Annotated in this window: 15 protein-coding genes; 3 read left to right on the top strand and 12 right to left on the bottom strand. The window is 71.8% G+C overall.

Annotated elements, in window-relative coordinates:
• Positions 1-4: 4 nt before the first annotated feature.
• The 5 genes from hflX to A5680_RS01535 are packed head-to-tail and all read right to left on the bottom strand — an operon-like array spanning position 5 to position 4,946.
• A complete protein-coding gene (gene hflX, locus A5680_RS01555) occupies positions 5-1,432 on the bottom strand; it encodes a GTPase HflX (RefSeq protein ID WP_055401686.1) in 1,428 nt (475 codons plus the stop codon).
• A 46-nt stretch (positions 1,433-1,478) separates the two neighbouring features.
• Positions 1,479-2,351, bottom strand: coding sequence for a diaminopimelate epimerase (dapF, locus tag A5680_RS01550; RefSeq protein ID WP_055401688.1), 873 nt, complete (start codon positions 2,349-2,351; stop codon positions 1,479-1,481).
• A 4-nt stretch (positions 2,352-2,355) separates the two neighbouring features.
• Positions 2,356-3,279 carry a tRNA (adenosine(37)-N6)-dimethylallyltransferase MiaA gene (gene miaA, locus A5680_RS01545; RefSeq protein ID WP_067815510.1) on the bottom strand — a complete coding sequence of 308 codons (924 nt, stop codon included), beginning with the start codon at positions 3,277-3,279 and terminating at the stop codon, positions 2,356-2,358.
• Between the two features lie 7 nt (positions 3,280-3,286).
• Positions 3,287-3,976 carry a hypothetical protein gene (locus tag A5680_RS01540; protein WP_067815367.1) on the bottom strand — a complete coding sequence of 230 codons (690 nt, stop codon included), beginning with the start codon at positions 3,974-3,976 and terminating at the stop codon, positions 3,287-3,289.
• A 34-nt stretch (positions 3,977-4,010) separates the two neighbouring features.
• The gene (locus A5680_RS01535; RefSeq protein WP_055401692.1) at positions 4,011-4,946 is read right to left on the bottom strand and encodes a DMT family transporter; all 936 of its coding nucleotides are present in this window, start codon (positions 4,944-4,946) and stop codon (positions 4,011-4,013) included.
• 433 nt (positions 4,947-5,379) lie between these two features.
• On the opposite strand from A5680_RS01535, the gene A5680_RS01530 reads away from it, so the two are divergent.
• The gene (locus A5680_RS01530) at positions 5,380-6,738 is read left to right on the top strand and encodes a DUF349 domain-containing protein (protein WP_067815364.1); all 1,359 of its coding nucleotides are present in this window, start codon (positions 5,380-5,382) and stop codon (positions 6,736-6,738) included.
• Here the strand turns inward: A5680_RS01530 and A5680_RS01525 are convergent.
• From A5680_RS01525 to recA, 4 genes are read right to left on the bottom strand one after another with little or no spacing between them, the layout of a single operon-like run.
• A complete protein-coding gene (locus tag A5680_RS01525) occupies positions 6,735-7,334 on the bottom strand; it encodes a hypothetical protein (protein WP_067815362.1) in 600 nt (199 codons plus the stop codon). The two genes, A5680_RS01530 and A5680_RS01525, sit on opposite strands and share 4 nt — an antisense overlap.
• Positions 7,331-8,830, bottom strand: coding sequence for a tRNA (N6-isopentenyl adenosine(37)-C2)-methylthiotransferase MiaB (gene miaB, locus A5680_RS01520; protein WP_255379935.1), 1,500 nt, complete (start codon positions 8,828-8,830; stop codon positions 7,331-7,333). The genes A5680_RS01525 and miaB overlap by 4 nt, the downstream gene beginning before the upstream one ends.
• Before the next feature lie 52 nt (positions 8,831-8,882).
• On the bottom strand, positions 8,883-9,404 hold the full coding sequence (recX, locus tag A5680_RS01515) for a recombination regulator RecX (RefSeq protein ID WP_055401701.1): 522 nt from the start codon (positions 9,402-9,404) through the stop codon (positions 8,883-8,885).
• The gene (gene recA, locus A5680_RS01510; RefSeq protein ID WP_067815356.1) at positions 9,370-10,422 is read right to left on the bottom strand and encodes a recombinase RecA; all 1,053 of its coding nucleotides are present in this window, start codon (positions 10,420-10,422) and stop codon (positions 9,370-9,372) included. The genes recX and recA overlap by 35 nt, the downstream gene beginning before the upstream one ends.
• Before the next feature lie 280 nt (positions 10,423-10,702).
• On the opposite strand from recA, the gene A5680_RS01505 reads away from it, so the two are divergent.
• Together A5680_RS01505 and A5680_RS01500 are read left to right on the top strand one after the other, a co-directional pair.
• Positions 10,703-11,362: a (2Fe-2S)-binding protein gene (locus A5680_RS01505; protein WP_067815351.1), complete on the top strand. Its 660-nt coding sequence runs from the start codon at positions 10,703-10,705 to the stop codon at positions 11,360-11,362.
• A 39-nt stretch (positions 11,363-11,401) separates the two neighbouring features.
• A complete protein-coding gene (locus tag A5680_RS01500) occupies positions 11,402-12,019 on the top strand; it encodes a flavodoxin family protein (RefSeq protein ID WP_067815348.1) in 618 nt (205 codons plus the stop codon).
• Positions 12,020-12,028: 9 nt separating this feature from the next.
• Here the strand turns inward: A5680_RS01500 and A5680_RS01495 are convergent, their stop codons facing one another.
• Genes A5680_RS01495 through A5680_RS01485 form a run of 3 tightly spaced genes read right to left on the bottom strand, consistent with a single transcriptional unit; the run spans position 12,029 to position 13,716 of the window.
• Complete coding sequence (locus A5680_RS01495; RefSeq protein ID WP_055405292.1) at positions 12,029-12,223, bottom strand: DUF3046 domain-containing protein; 195 nt, start codon at positions 12,221-12,223, stop codon at positions 12,029-12,031.
• A 43-nt stretch (positions 12,224-12,266) separates the two neighbouring features.
• The gene (locus tag A5680_RS01490; RefSeq protein WP_055405293.1) at positions 12,267-12,530 is read right to left on the bottom strand and encodes a hypothetical protein; all 264 of its coding nucleotides are present in this window, start codon (positions 12,528-12,530) and stop codon (positions 12,267-12,269) included.
• Positions 12,531-12,549: 19 nt separating this feature from the next.
• Positions 12,550-13,716 carry a glycosyltransferase gene (locus A5680_RS01485; RefSeq protein ID WP_067815345.1) on the bottom strand — a complete coding sequence of 389 codons (1,167 nt, stop codon included), beginning with the start codon at positions 13,714-13,716 and terminating at the stop codon, positions 12,550-12,552.
• Between the last annotated feature and the right edge of the window lie 9 nt (positions 13,717-13,725).

Below are 13,725 nucleotides of genomic sequence, written 5' to 3'. Positions count from 1 at the left end.
TAGGTCAGTCGGCCGAGAACTCCTGCAGCCGCCCGGCCAGCGCCACCGGAACCCGGGCCTTGATCCGGGTGCCGTCGGGGCTGTGCTCCTCTTCCTGCACCCGCCCGTCGGCGTGCAGCCGGGCCACCAGGTCGCCGCGGTGATACGGGATCACCACGTCCACGGCCGTGTCGGCGGGGACGGCCAGCTCGCCCATCCGGCGCCGCAGCGCGGCGATGCCCTCACCCGTCCTGGCCGAGACGAAGACGGCGCCGGGCAGCGCGTGCCGAAGCTCGGCAAGCGTGAGGCCGCTCGCGGCGTCGACCTTGTTCACCACCAACAACTCGGGCGGCGGGTCGCCGTGATGGTCGGCGATGACGTCGGAGATCACCTCGCGAACCGCGTTGATCTGGGCCAGCGGGTTGGCGTCGGAGCCGTCCACCACGTGCAGCAGCAGGTCGGCGTCGACGACCTCCTCCAGCGTGGAGCGGAACGCCTCGACCAGTTGCGTCGGCAGGTGGCGGACGAACCCGACGGTGTCGGTGAGCACCAGCGGGCGACCGTCGTCGAATTCGGCGCGTCGCGTGGTGGGCTCCAGCGTGGCGAACAGCGCGTCCTGCACCAGCACACCCGCCCCGGTCAGCGCGTTGAGCAGGCTCGACTTGCCGGCGTTGGTATAGCCGACGATGGCGATCGACGGCACCTCGCTGCGCAGGCGGCGGCTGCGCTGGGTGTCGCGAACCTGCTTCATGTCCTTGATTTCGCGGCGCAGCTTCGCCATGCGTTCGCGAATGCGGCGGCGGTCGGTCTCGATCTTGGTTTCACCGGGACCGCGCAGGCCCACGCCTCCCCCGCTGCCACCGGCGCGGCCACCGGCCTGCCGGGACATCGACTCACCCCAGCCGCGCAGCCGCGGCAGCATGTACTCCATCTGCGCCAGCGACACCTGGGCCTTGCCTTCCCGGCTGGTGGCGTGCTGGGCGAAGATGTCCAGGATCAGCGCGGTGCGGTCGATGACCTTGACCTTCACCGCCTTTTCCAGTGCGGTCAGCTGCGCCGGGGACAGCTCACCGTCACAGATCACGGTGTCGGCGCCGGTCGCCAGCACGACCTCGCGCAACTCCTGGGCCTTGCCCGAGCCGATGTAGGTCGACGGGTCGGGCTTGTCGCGGCGCTGGATGAGACCCTCGAGCACCTGGGAGCCGGCGGTCTCCGCGAGGGCGGCCAACTCGGCCATGCTGGCCTCGCTGTCGGCGGCGGTGCCGTCGGTCCACACGCCGACCAGGACGACGCGCTCCAGCCGAAGCTGGCGGTACTCGACCTCGGAGACGTCGGTGAGTTCCGTGGACAGGCCGGCGACGCGGCGCAGCGCCGACCGTTCTTCCAGGGCGAGCTCGCCGGTGCTTGGCTCCTCAACTGCGGGAGCGAAATTGAGCGATTCAGGATGTGTCATAGGCAATACAAGATGATGCACGGCGAATCGGCGCCGCGCACTCGAATTAACGCTCCTGCGCGTCCCACCATTCCCCGCTGACCTCCCCGTGCGCAACCAATACCGACGGCCCCCGCAGGTAGCTGGTGGCGTCGGTGACGGTGACGACGACCTCGCCGCCGGGCACCCGCACCGTCAGCGTGCCGGTGGCCGCCCCGCCGGCCGCCAGCGCGGCCACGGTGGCCGCGACCGTGCCGGTGCCGCAGGAGCGGGTCTCGCCCACGCCCCGCTCGTGTACCCGCATCCGCACCGCGCCATCCGTCGGCGCGGTGAGAACTTCGACGTTGACCCCCTCCGGGAACTGGGCGTGGTCGAAGTCCACCGGGGCCGCCACGTCGAGGCGGGCCAGCTCCTCGGCGGTCAGGCCGGGGTCCACGCACGCCAGGTGGGGATTGCCGACGTCGACGGCCAGGCCGGAGAACCGGCGGCCGCCCACCACGGCGCTTCCGCCGCCGAGCGTGTTGGCCTTGCCCATGTCGACGGTGATGTCGGCGTGGGTCGCGTCGGCACCGTGCACCGTGATCGGTCGGGCGCCGGCCGGCGATCCGACGACGAACTCGTCGCGGGCCTCCATGCCGCTGGCGCGCAGGTAATGGGCGAACACCCGGACGCCGTTGCCGCACATCTGGGCGATGGAACCGTCGGCGTTGCGGTAGTCCATGTACCAGTCGGCCGGGGCCACGCCGTCGGGCAGCCGGTCGAGCACGCCGGCCGACAGGGCGGCGCCCGCGGTGGTGACCCGAAGCACGCCGTCGGCGCCCAATCCGCGCCGCCGGTCGCACAGGGCGGTGACCCGGGCGGGGGTGAGATCGAGCGTGGCCTGCGCGTCCGGGAGCAGCACGAAGTCGTTCTCCGTACCGTGGCCCTTCGCGAATCTCACGTGCTCAGGATACGTGGCCCCAGGCCCGCAGGGCCCCGTCGACGAGCGTGGCCGGGTCCGCCGCGTCCAGCCAGGTCACCCGGTGGTCGCGGCGGAACCACGACCGCTGCCGCCGCACGTAGCGCCGGGTGCCGACGTAGGTCAGTTCCCGCGCGTCGCGCAGTCGGTCGGCGCCGCCGCCGGCGTCGAGCGCCGCGATCACCTGCGCGTAGCCCAGGGCCCGCGACGCCGTCACCCCGTCGCGCAGACCCGCGTCCAGCAGCGCGACCACCTCGCCGACCAGGCCCCGGTCGAACATGTCGTCGGTGCGCCGGGCCAGCCGCTCGTCGAGGACCGTTGTCTCGCAATCGAGGCCGACAATCGCGGTGCCCCATCTCGGGGAACCGATGCGGGGTGCGGACGCGGCGAACGGCCGGCCGGTCAGCTCGATTACCTCGAGCGCGCGCACGGTCCGCCGCGCGTCGGTGGGCAGGATGGCCGCGGCCGCGGCCGGGTCGCGGCGCGCCAGCTCGGCGTGCAATCCGCCCACCCCCACCTCGGCCAGCCGCTGTTCCCAGCGCGCCCGCACGGCGGGATCGGTGGCCGGGAACGACCACCCGTCGAGCAGGGATTGCACGTAGAGCATGGACCCGCCCACGATGATGGGCACCGCGCCGCGGGCCGCGATCGCCTCGATGTCCGCGGCGGCGGCGCTCTGGTAGCGGGCGACGGTCGCGGTCTCGGTGACGTCGAGGACGTCGAGCTGGTGGTGCGGGATGCCGCCGCGCTGGTCGGCGGGCAACTTCGCGGTGCCGATGTCCATCCCGCGATACAGCTGCATCGCGTCGGCGTTGACGATTTCGGCGCCGGGGTCGAGCCGTTCGGCCACGTCGAGCGCCAGCTGCGACTTGCCGGTGCCGGTGGGGCCGATGATCGCCAGTGGTCGCACGGCCACCTCAGGGCTGCCAGGCGCCCGCGAAGTAGCCGACGCCGTAGGGCGCACCGCGGTACAGCTCCTTTGCCGACCGCGGCCCGGGCTCGGACAGGCCCGCGAGCACCTGAAAGGCCACGCGCCCGAGGATCTGTCGCGGCAGCCGCGTCAGAGCGGCGATGTCGCCGGTTGCCAGCGCGTCGTCGAGGGCCAGCTGCGCGTCGGCGTTGGCCGGGTCGTAGCCGCCGGGGGCGGCCGGTGTCAGGGTGTTCGCGCCGTCGGCCACCACCAGCACCCCGATGGGTTCCGGCGCCCGGTCGATCTCGGCGCGCAGGTCGCGGCCGCGCGCCAGCGCGGTGCCCGCATCAAGACCGGCCGGGTAGATCCGCGCCTCCGCGGTCGCGTCGGGCCGGACCCGGCCCCGGACCCAACCGGCCAGCAACGCGCACACGGGCAGCTCGGCGGGCGGTTCGGGGTGGGCCCGCGGGGAAAGCCGAACCCCGACGTCCGCGCCGAAGCCCGCGAACGTCCCGGCCGTGTCGGGACCCCACAGTTGGTCACGCTCGCCGGTCCCGACGACGGCCCAGCGCGCGGGCAGGAAGGCGGCCGCCGCCAGCACCGCGGACGCCAGGTCGGTCACCTCCGCGGCGGCCGCTCCGGCGAGCTCGGGCACGAGCAGCGGGGTCGACGGAACGATCGCGATGCCGCTGAGCACGCCACCAAACTAACGTTTCGCCGTCGCGAGGCGGTCAGGCCTCGGCCGGCGCCGCCAAGACCGGATCGTTAAAAGGGTCGGCCAGGCTCCCGTCGTCTCGCCCGACCTCGGCGACCATGGTGGCGGCCTCGCCGCGGGCCAGCATGACGGTGGCGACGATCACCATCGCGATCGCGGCGACCAGCAGTACGGCCTTCGGCCCGTCGGCGTTCAGGGTTTCGTCGAGCACAAAGATGCCGAGCAAACCGGCGACGACGGGCTTGGCCACCGTCATCGTCGGCATGGACGCCGTCAGCGCGCCGGCGCGGAACGCCGACTGCTGGAAGATCATCCCGGTCAGCGCCAGCAGCAGCCACGGCACGAACTCGGGCGAGGTCACGACGGCCAGTGCGCCGTCCTCGCCCAGCTCGACGATGCCCTTGGTGAGCACCGCGAACAACGCGAGCGCCGAGCCCGCCACCACCGCGAGCAGCGCGGCCGCGATCGGGCTGCCCTTCCAGATCCGCGCGGCGACCACGCACGCCACCAGCAGCGGCACCATCACCGCGGCCACGATGGCCCACGTCTCGACCGAGGCGCGCTGGTTCCCGGAGGCCGGGTCACCGACGATGATGACCACCGCCAACGCGCCGGCCAACACGATCGCCCACACCCACTCAAAGCGGGTCACCGGACGCTTGGTCAGGCGCGCGTAGATCGGCAGGGCGAACAGCAGGGCGGTGACCTGCAGCGCGGTCACCAGCACCACCGAGCCCCAGGCGAGGGCCCCGGCCTGCAGGCTGTAGTTGACGATGGCCGCCAGGCCTCCCAGCCACCAACGGGTGTCCCGCAGCGACATCCGGAACAGCTCGAGGTGGCCGACCTCCTTGTCGGTGATCTCCTGTGCCGAGCGCTGACGGATCACGTCGCCGATCGCGGATGCCAACGCCGCGCACAACGCGATCAACGCAGCGACGTCAACTTTCGACATGAGCGGACCCCTCACCTCATGATTGCCCCGACCAGCTTTCCCTGGGGCCCCGGCAAATACACGCAAAATTTGCGATCAGTTCAGCAACAACTGTATGACGTTGCCCACGCTGCTGCTCGCCGACAAAATCATCCTTCAGTTGATACGCGATCAACCTATGCAACGGCTGTGGGCAACCTTCGGTTCAGCCCGGGGGCGGCCGCCCGTTTCCTCGTCCGGGCCGCACACGGATCACAGACACCCGATGCGTCCGCGCCGAGGCATCTTGCGCGGGATCGTCAGGGTGGCGGCGCGTGGGCCGCCAAGCTGCTTGAATACTGTTGAGCAGCTGTTGGGAGGGCCGAGCCGGCCGACCGACGGGTGCAGCAGACGGTGCCGCTACGCGCGGCAGGTGCGCGGAATCTCGACCGCGCGAAGGGTAGGTGACGAGCGCATGACGACAGACGAACCCCGCGGCGGAGACCCGGCTGGGCTGGTGCCCCAACCGGTTTCGCGCCCGGTGCCCCGCCCGGGACCGCGTCCCGGTCCCCGACCGTCGAGCGCCCCGCGACCCACCGCCCACCCGGTGCCGGCGCCCCCGCGCAGCAATCCGCACCAGTTCGGGCGCGTCGACGACGACGGCACGGTCTGGCTGATCACCGCCGGCGGTGAGCGCATCGTCGGCTCGTGGCAGGCCGGTGACCGGGAAGCCGCTTTCGCCCACTTCGGCCGCCGCTTCGACGACCTCAGCACCGAGGTCACGCTGATGGAGGAGCGGCTCGCGGCGGGAACCGGTGACGCCCGCAAGATCAAAGCCCACGCCTCCGAACTGGCCGAATCGTTGCCGACCTCGGCCGTGCTGGGCGACCTGGACGCGCTGGCCGGCCGGCTGAGCAGCCTCGTCGAGCAGGCCGAGGCCGCCGTCGCCGAGGAGCGTTCGCGCCGCGACGAGCTTCGCGCCACCCAGACCGCGCGCAAGGAGGCGCTGGCCGCCGAGGCCGAGGAGCTGGCCGCCAACTCGACGCAGTGGAAGGCCGCCGGCGACCGGCTGCGGGCCATCCTCGAAGAGTGGAAGACCATCAGCGGCCTGGACCGCAAGGTCGATGACGCGCTGTGGAAGCGCTATTCGGCGGCCCGAGAGGCCTTCAACCGCCGCCGCGGCTCCCATTTCGCCGAGCTGGACCGGGAACGCATGGGCGTGCGCCAGGCCAAGGAGCGGCTCTGCGAACGTGCCGAGGAGTTGTCCGATTCGACGGACTGGACCGCCACCAGCGCCGAGTTCCGCAAGCTGCTCACGGAGTGGAAGGCGGCCGGGCGCGCGGCCCGGGACGTCGACGACGCCCTGTGGCGGCGATTCAAGGCGGCCCAGGACGTGTTCTTCACGGCACGCAACGCGGCGACGGCGGAGAAGGACGCCGAGTTGCGGGCCAACGCCACCGCCAAGGAGGCGCTGCTGGCCGAGGCGGAAAAGATCGACACCAGCAACCACGACGCGGCCCGGGCGGCGCTGCGCTCGATCGCCGAGAAGTGGGACGCGATCGGCAAGGTGCCGCGGGAACGGTCCGCCGAATTGGAACGCCGGCTGCGGGCGGTCGAGAAGAAGGTGCGCGACGCGGGCGAGGCCGATTGGTCGGATCCGCAGGCGCAGGCGCGCGCCGAGCAGTTCCGCGTTCGCGCCGAACAGTACGAGCAGCAGGCGCAGAAGGCCGAGGCGGCCGGCCGCACCAAGGAGGCCGAAGAGGCCAAGGCGAACGCCGAACAGTGGCGGCAGTGGGCGCAGGCGGCCGCGGAGGCGTTGACCCGTAAGCCCTAGGGGTCGGGGTCCGGGGGCGCCGGCCTGGCCGTGTCGTCGTCCAGGCTGTCGAGCAGCGTCCTCGACTGTTGCTGCGCCGCGACCCGGCGGCGCTGCTCCTCGGCGGCGAGCTGCACGATGGTGCGCGACCACACCACCCGCGCCCATTGGTAGGTCAGCGCCAGGACGACGATCCAGGCCGCGATCAGGCCGACCCCGGGACCGGGATGGCCGGCGGCCACCGTCTGGCGCGACCAGATGGCCAGCAGCCCCGCGGCGCCGGCGAGGGCGGATCCCGCCAGCGCGGTCCAGGCCAGCGCCCAGCGCCGCGTGACCAGCGCCAGCATCGAGAACCCGACGCCGAACACCAGGGCCAGCCAGGCGAATACGCGCGACGGCAGCGCCACCGCGGCCGCGCCGGCCCCGTGGCTACTGAACAACACGTCCCAGCCGCGGACGGCGCCGGTGTGCGGCAGGATGAACGACCCCAGCAACACGAAGACCAGGATCGCCACCACGAAACCGCGTGGGCCCGGGTCGAATCCGCGCGCCACCCGGCGCTCGGCGGCCTCGATCTCGGTTCGCAGGGCGTTGAGGTCCGGGTGTTCTTCGTTCATCGGGCACATCCCATTGGTTCTATCGGTTCGGCGGGGTCGGCGGGCGGTCCGACGGCGGGCATGCCCAGGCCGACGCCGCGCGGGCGCTGGCCCGCGGCGTGGGCGTCGCCCGCGCGGGTGCGGCGGTGGCTGAGGACGCCGGCGTCGGCGATCAGGTGGTGCGGGGCGGCCTGGGTGATCACCGCCGTGACGACGTCGCCGGGTCGCACCGTGTCGTCGGCGGTGAAGTGCACCAGGCGGCCGTCGCGGGCTCGGCCGGTCATCCGCGCCGTGCGGCTGTCCTTGCGCCCCTCGCCGGCGGCGACCAGCAATTCCACGGTCTGGCCGACCAGCGCGAGATTGCCCTCCAGCGAGATCTGCTCCTGCAGCTCGACCAGCCGCTCGTAGCGTTCCTGCACAACGGCTTTCGGCAGCTGCCCGTCGAGTTCGGCGGCCGGGGTGTCGGGCCGCTTGGAGTACTGGAAGGTGAAGGCGGCCGCGAACCGGGCCTGCCGCACCACGTCCAGCGTGGCGGCGAAGTCCTCTTCCGTCTCACCGGGGAAGCCGACGATCAGGTCGGTGGTGATGGCGGCGTGCGGCATGGCCGCGCGCACGCGGTCGATGATGCCGAGGTACCGCTCGGCGCGGTAGGAGCGCCGCATCGCGCGCAGCACCCGGTCGGAACCCGACTGCAGCGGCATGTGCAGTGCGGGGCAGACATTGGGCGTCTGCGCCATCGCCTCGATGACGTCGTCGGTGAACTCGGCCGGATGCGGGGAGGTGAACCGCACCCGCTCCAGCCCGTCGACGTCCCCACACGCCCGCAGCAGCCGCGCGAACGCGCCGCGATCGCGGGGCAGCGCCGGGTCGGCGAATGACACGCCGTAGGCGTTGACGTTCTGGCCCAACAGCGTGACTTCGAGCACGCCGTCGTCCACCAGCGCCCGCACCTCGGCCAGGACGTCCGCCGGGCTGCGGTCGACCTCCTTGCCGCGCAGCGAAGGGACGATGCAGAACGTGCAGCTGTTGTTGCACCCGACCGAGACGGAAACCCAAGCGGCGTAGGCGGATTCGCGGGCACTCGGCAGCGAGGACGGAAACTCCTGCAGCGACTCGGCGATCTCCACCTGGGCGGCCCGGTTGTGCCGGGCCCGTTCGAGCAGCGTCGGCAGCGACCCGATGTTGTGCGTGCCGAAGACGACGTCGACCCACGGCGCCTTGCGCAGCAGGGCGTGCCGGTCCTTCTGGGCCAGGCACCCCCCGACCGCGATCTGCATCTCGGGATTGCCGCGCTTGCGCGGGGCCAGGTGGCTGAGGTTGCCGTACAGCTTGTTGTCGGCGTTCTCGCGCACGGCGCACGTGTTGAAGACGACCACGTCGGCGTCGGCCCCCTCGGGCGCCCGCTGGTAACCCGCCGCTTCCAGCAGCCCCGCCAACCGCTCGGAATCGTGGACGTTCATCTGGCAGCCGTAGGTGCGCACCTGGTAGGTGCGCACGGGAGCCAGCGTCGAAGTCACGGGGCCATGGTACGGCGAGCGCTCGGCACGCGAGAAACCGCACGTCACCGGCCTAGACTCGGCGGCGCTCCCGTTCGGCGGCCAGCTCGGCGAGGACGACCTCGCACGCCAGATTCTGGCTGTAGCCGCGCCGCGCCAGCATCCCGACCAGCCGGCGGGTCACCCGCGCGTCGTCACCGTCGAGCGCCTCCCGCCGCAGCTTGGTCCGCACCAACTGCTCGGCCCGGTCCCGTTCGGCGCCGGCGTCGATCTCCGACAGCGCCGCGGCGATGACCTCCCGGTCGACCCCCTTGGTGCGCAGCTCGGCGGCCAGCGCCCGCCTGCTTTTGCCGGCCGTCGCCCGGCGCGACCGCACCCACTGTTCGGCAAAGTCGGTGTCATCGACCAGGCCGACCGCGGCGAGCCGGTCGAGCACCGAGGCGCTGACGTCCTCGGGGTAGCCGCGCTTGGCCAGTTGGCCGTGCAGCTCGGACCGGGTGCGCGCTCTCGCGGTGAGCAGACGCAGGCACAGCGTCCGCGCCTGCTCCTCGCGGGAGGGCTCAGAAATCGACGGGGGCGGGCAGGACGCTGTCATCGGACAAGCCATCGGTCACGACCGCGCCAATGCCGAGCTTTTCCTTGATCTTCTTTTCGATCTCGTTGGCGACCTCGTCGTTTTCCATCAGGAAGGTGCGAGCGTTCTCCTTGCCCTGGCCGAGCTGCTCGCCCTCGTAGGTGAACCAGGAGCCGGACTTGCGGATGAAGCCCTGCTCCACACCCATGTCGATCAGCGAGCCTTCCTTGCTGATCCCCTGGCCGTAGAGGATGTCGAACTCGGCCTGCTTGAAGGGCGGCGCCACCTTGTTCTTGACGATCTTGACCCGGGTGCGGTTGCCGACCGCGTTGGTGCCGTCCTTGAGCGTCTCGATCCGGCGCACGTCCATGCGCACCGACGCGTAGAACTTCAATGCCTTTCCACCGGTGGTGGTTTCGGGGCTGCCGAACATCACCCCGATCTTCTCGCGCAGCTGGTTGATGAAGATCGCGGTGGTGCCCGAATTGTTCAGCGCGCCAGTCATTTTCCGCAGCGCCTGGCTCATCAGCCGGGCCTGCAGCCCGACGTGGCTGTCCCCCATCTCGCCCTCGAGCTCCGCGCGCGGCACCAGCGCCGCCACCGAGTCGATGACCAGGATGTCCAGGGCGCCGGAGCGGATCAGCATGTCGGCGATCTCGAGGGCCTGCTCCCCCGTGTCGGGCTGGCTGACCAGCAGGGAATCGGTGTCCACGCCGAGCTTCTTGGCGTACTCCGGATCCAGAGCGTGCTCGGCGTCGATGAAGGCCGCGACGCCGCCGGCGGCCTGGGCGTTGGCCACGGCGTGCAGGGCGACGGTGGTCTTACCCGAGGATTCCGGGCCGTAGATCTCCACCACCCGGCCGCGGGGCAGGCCGCCGATGCCCAGGGCCACGTCCAGGGCGATGGATCCGGTCGGGATGATCGAGATCGGCTGACGCGTCTCGTCGCCGAGACGCATCACCGAGCCTTTGCCGTAGCTCTTTTCGATCTGGGCCATCGCCAGGTCGAGAGCCTTCTCGCGGTCGGGGGCTTGCGCCATGGTGCCTCTCCTATGGTTCGTTGTGTTCGGTGACCGGTGTCGGTCGGTTGGCCGTGACAGTAGAGAAGGCCACCGACAAGTTGACTCACCGAACGTTTCCCACAGTAGACGAACACTTGTTCGATTCAAGCGGACACGCCGAACCCCGGTAATCGCGTGTGGCAACATCTGCCCCCGAAAGGGCCGACGGGGCACATCCGGGACGCCGCACCCGGGAGCCCCCACCGTCGGGCGCTTGCTCACGACAACCGGGGCGGATCCCCCCTCACGAGGCGCACACATGGACATCTCCGCCGAGTTGGCCGAAATCGCTTCCTACGGAGGGTTTTTCGCGTTGACCGTGGGTGGCGCGGCGGCCGGATGGCACCCGGTCGGGCAGTCCTACGCCGACGGCTTCACCGACCTGGTCGACGCCACCGCCCGGCGCTATCACACGACGGACCTGCGGGTCGCCGCCTCGCTGGTTCATCTCGGCCACGCCAGCCGGCTGTGGTCACCCGTGCTGGCCTGCGCTGTCGGCCACGGTGTCGTCCCGGACCTGGGCGCCCTGCAACGCGCCGACGACGGGGCGCCGCTGCGTTTGCCCGCGCCCGTGGGGATCCCGGCCGCCTCCCCCGACGCGCTGTACCGGGTGGTCGTGCGCGACCACCTGCAACCGCTCGCCGCCGGCCTGCGGGTGGGGCTGGCGCCCGCCCTGCTCGCGGGCAACATCGCGTCCGCGCTCGCCGGGGCCGCCCGGGCGCTGCTGGCGGCGCGGCCCGACCTCGGCCCGCGGATCGCCGAGACGACCCGGGCGCTGCTGGGCATGGGCGTGCTGGCCGGGTCGGGCGTCGTCACCGGCGCGGACCTGGGCTTCAAACGCCGCAGTTGCTGCCTCTTCTACCGCCTGCCCGGGCGAGCGGTCTGCGGTGATTGCGTGTTCGAGACGCCACCGGGCTAGCCGTCGTTTGCCCTTGTCGCGCAGGGGTAATCGGTCGTCATGTCCACAGATTCCCTGCGCGCCCTCGCCCTGACCTGCTCGTTGAAGAAAAGCCCGGAGCCGTCGAGCAGCGAGCTGATCGCCGATCAGGTGCTCGCCCAACTGCGCCGCGCGAGCGTGGATGGCGAGAAGGTGCGCTGCGTGGACCTGGCGCTGCTGCCCGGCGTGGAAGCCGACATGGGCCCGGGCGACGAGTGGCCGGCGCTGCTGGAGAAGATCACGGCGGCCGACATCATCGTGCTGTCGACGCCCACCTGGGTCGGCCACATGTCCAGCGTCGCGCAGCGCGTCCTGGAGCGCCTCGACGCGGCGATCTCCGACAAGGACGACGCCGGACGGCCCCGGATGGTGGGCAAAGTGGCCCTGGCGGCGGTCGTGGGAAACGAGGACGGCGCCCACAAGATCGTCGCCGACCTGTTTCAGGCGCTCAACGACATCGGGTTCTCGATCCCCGCGCAGGGCTGCACCTACTGGAACGGCGAGGCGATGCAGGGGACCAACTTCAACGACCTGGACGACGTGCCGGAGGCGGTGGCCGCCACGACCGAAACGGCGGCCCGCAACGCCGTCCACCTGGCCAAGCTGCTGCGACAGCACGAATACCCGCCCTACGAATAGGCGGCGCTTTCACCACTGTTCGCGCGGCACGTCGAAGTCGACGCACAGGGCGCGCCACACGTCACGGGGTTCGACCCCGTCCTCGATCGCCTGGGCGGCGGTGCGGCCGTCGAACACGGTCAGCACATGATCCGCCAGCACCGAAGAGCCGTACGCCGCGCCGAATCGCAGGACGACCCGCTCATTGAATTCCGTTAGCCGCACGCCAGCAAGATACCCACCGGACCGCGATCGGACACCGCGCGCGTCACCGCCAGCTCGCCGGCAGGTCGACCAGGTGGTTGGGGCAGTAGTCCTGGACGGCCTCGGACATGATGGTCCGCGCGCGCTGCGCCGACATCCGCGAGCGCAACTGCATGAAGGCGTATTCGACCGGAGCCAAACCCTGCTCGGCGGCCGCCGGGTCGTCCATCAGCTGGCACGCCTGCTGCTCGTCGCCGGCATCGGCGTGCGCGACGCCCGCGCCGAACATCAGGGCGAGCAGCAGGCCGCCGGCGGCGATCGTCCTCATTGCCGTTGCCCTCCCCCTGTCATCCCGCCATCGCCAACGCCTCGTGGCACACCCGCACCGGATCGGCCACGCCGGCGATGCTAGCGGCCGCCGCCTGGGCGGCGGCCCGATAACGGGGCGACGACAGCACCTCGTTCACCGCGGCCACCAACGCCTCGGCTGTGAACGGCCGGATCAGCCGTCCGCTGCCCTGGCGGACCACCCGGTTGGCCACCTCCCACTGATCACCACCGCCGGGCACCGCCACCAGCGGCACCCCCGCCAGCAACGTCTTGGCCACCATCCCGTGCCCGCCGCCGCAGATCACCAGGTCGGCGTGGGTCAACAGCTCGGCCTGGCTGCCCAGCCCGACCACCGCCCACGGCGGCACCCGCAGCTCCGCCCCGCCCAACCGGGAAACCACCAGCCGGGACCCGGCCGGCAGCGTCTCCCCCGGCCGCAGCTGCGCCAGCGCGACCTCGGCCAGCCCCTCGGTGCCGGTCAACGCGGTCGACGGCGCCACCACCACGACGGGTCCCGAGCCCGCCGGGATGTCCAGCACGCGATCGGTCGGTTCGAAGTGCAGCGGGCCCACCAACACGGCCTCGGCCGGCCAGTCCGGCCGCGGCACCTCGAGGGCGGGCAGGGTGGCGATCAGCCGCCGCAGCGGCCCCGGGTCGCGGGCCGGCAATCCGATTTCGACCCGCACGGCCGCGCGCTGGCGCAGGCCCGCGCGCCACGACCGCGCGGTGAGCGCGCGCATGGTCGCGTCGCGCAGCCGGCCGCGGATGCCGGTGCCCGGCGCCAGTCCGCTGCCGATCGGCGGCAATCCCTTGGAGGGCAGGTACAGCGGGTGCGGGTTCAGCTCGATCCACGGGATGCCCAACAGCTCGGCGGCCATCCCGCCGCCGGCGGTGATGACGTCGGACACCACCAGGTCGGGCGCCAGCTCGCGCAGCGCCGGCACGTTGAGGACGGCCATCCGCGCGGCCCGCCGGTGGATCCGGGCCCCGGCGTCGACGTCGTCGTCGGTGGCGACCAGACCGTCCAGCTGGGTGGCACCGATGCCGGCGGCGCGGGCGGTGTCGACCCACTCGGCGCCGGTGAAAAGCGTGGGCTCGTCGCCGGCTTCGGCGAAGCGTTGGCACAGCGCAATCGCCGGAAACGAGTGCCCGGGATCCGGCCCGGCGACCACGGCGACGCGCATCGGCCTTAC

Origin of the sequence: Mycobacterium sp. E2989 (assembly GCF_001667595.1) — a bacterium.
GTDB lineage: Bacteria > Actinomycetota > Actinomycetes > Mycobacteriales > Mycobacteriaceae > Mycobacterium.
The sequence above is the reverse complement of the archived record's forward strand: the minus strand, read 5'-3'. Positions and strand labels throughout refer to the sequence as shown.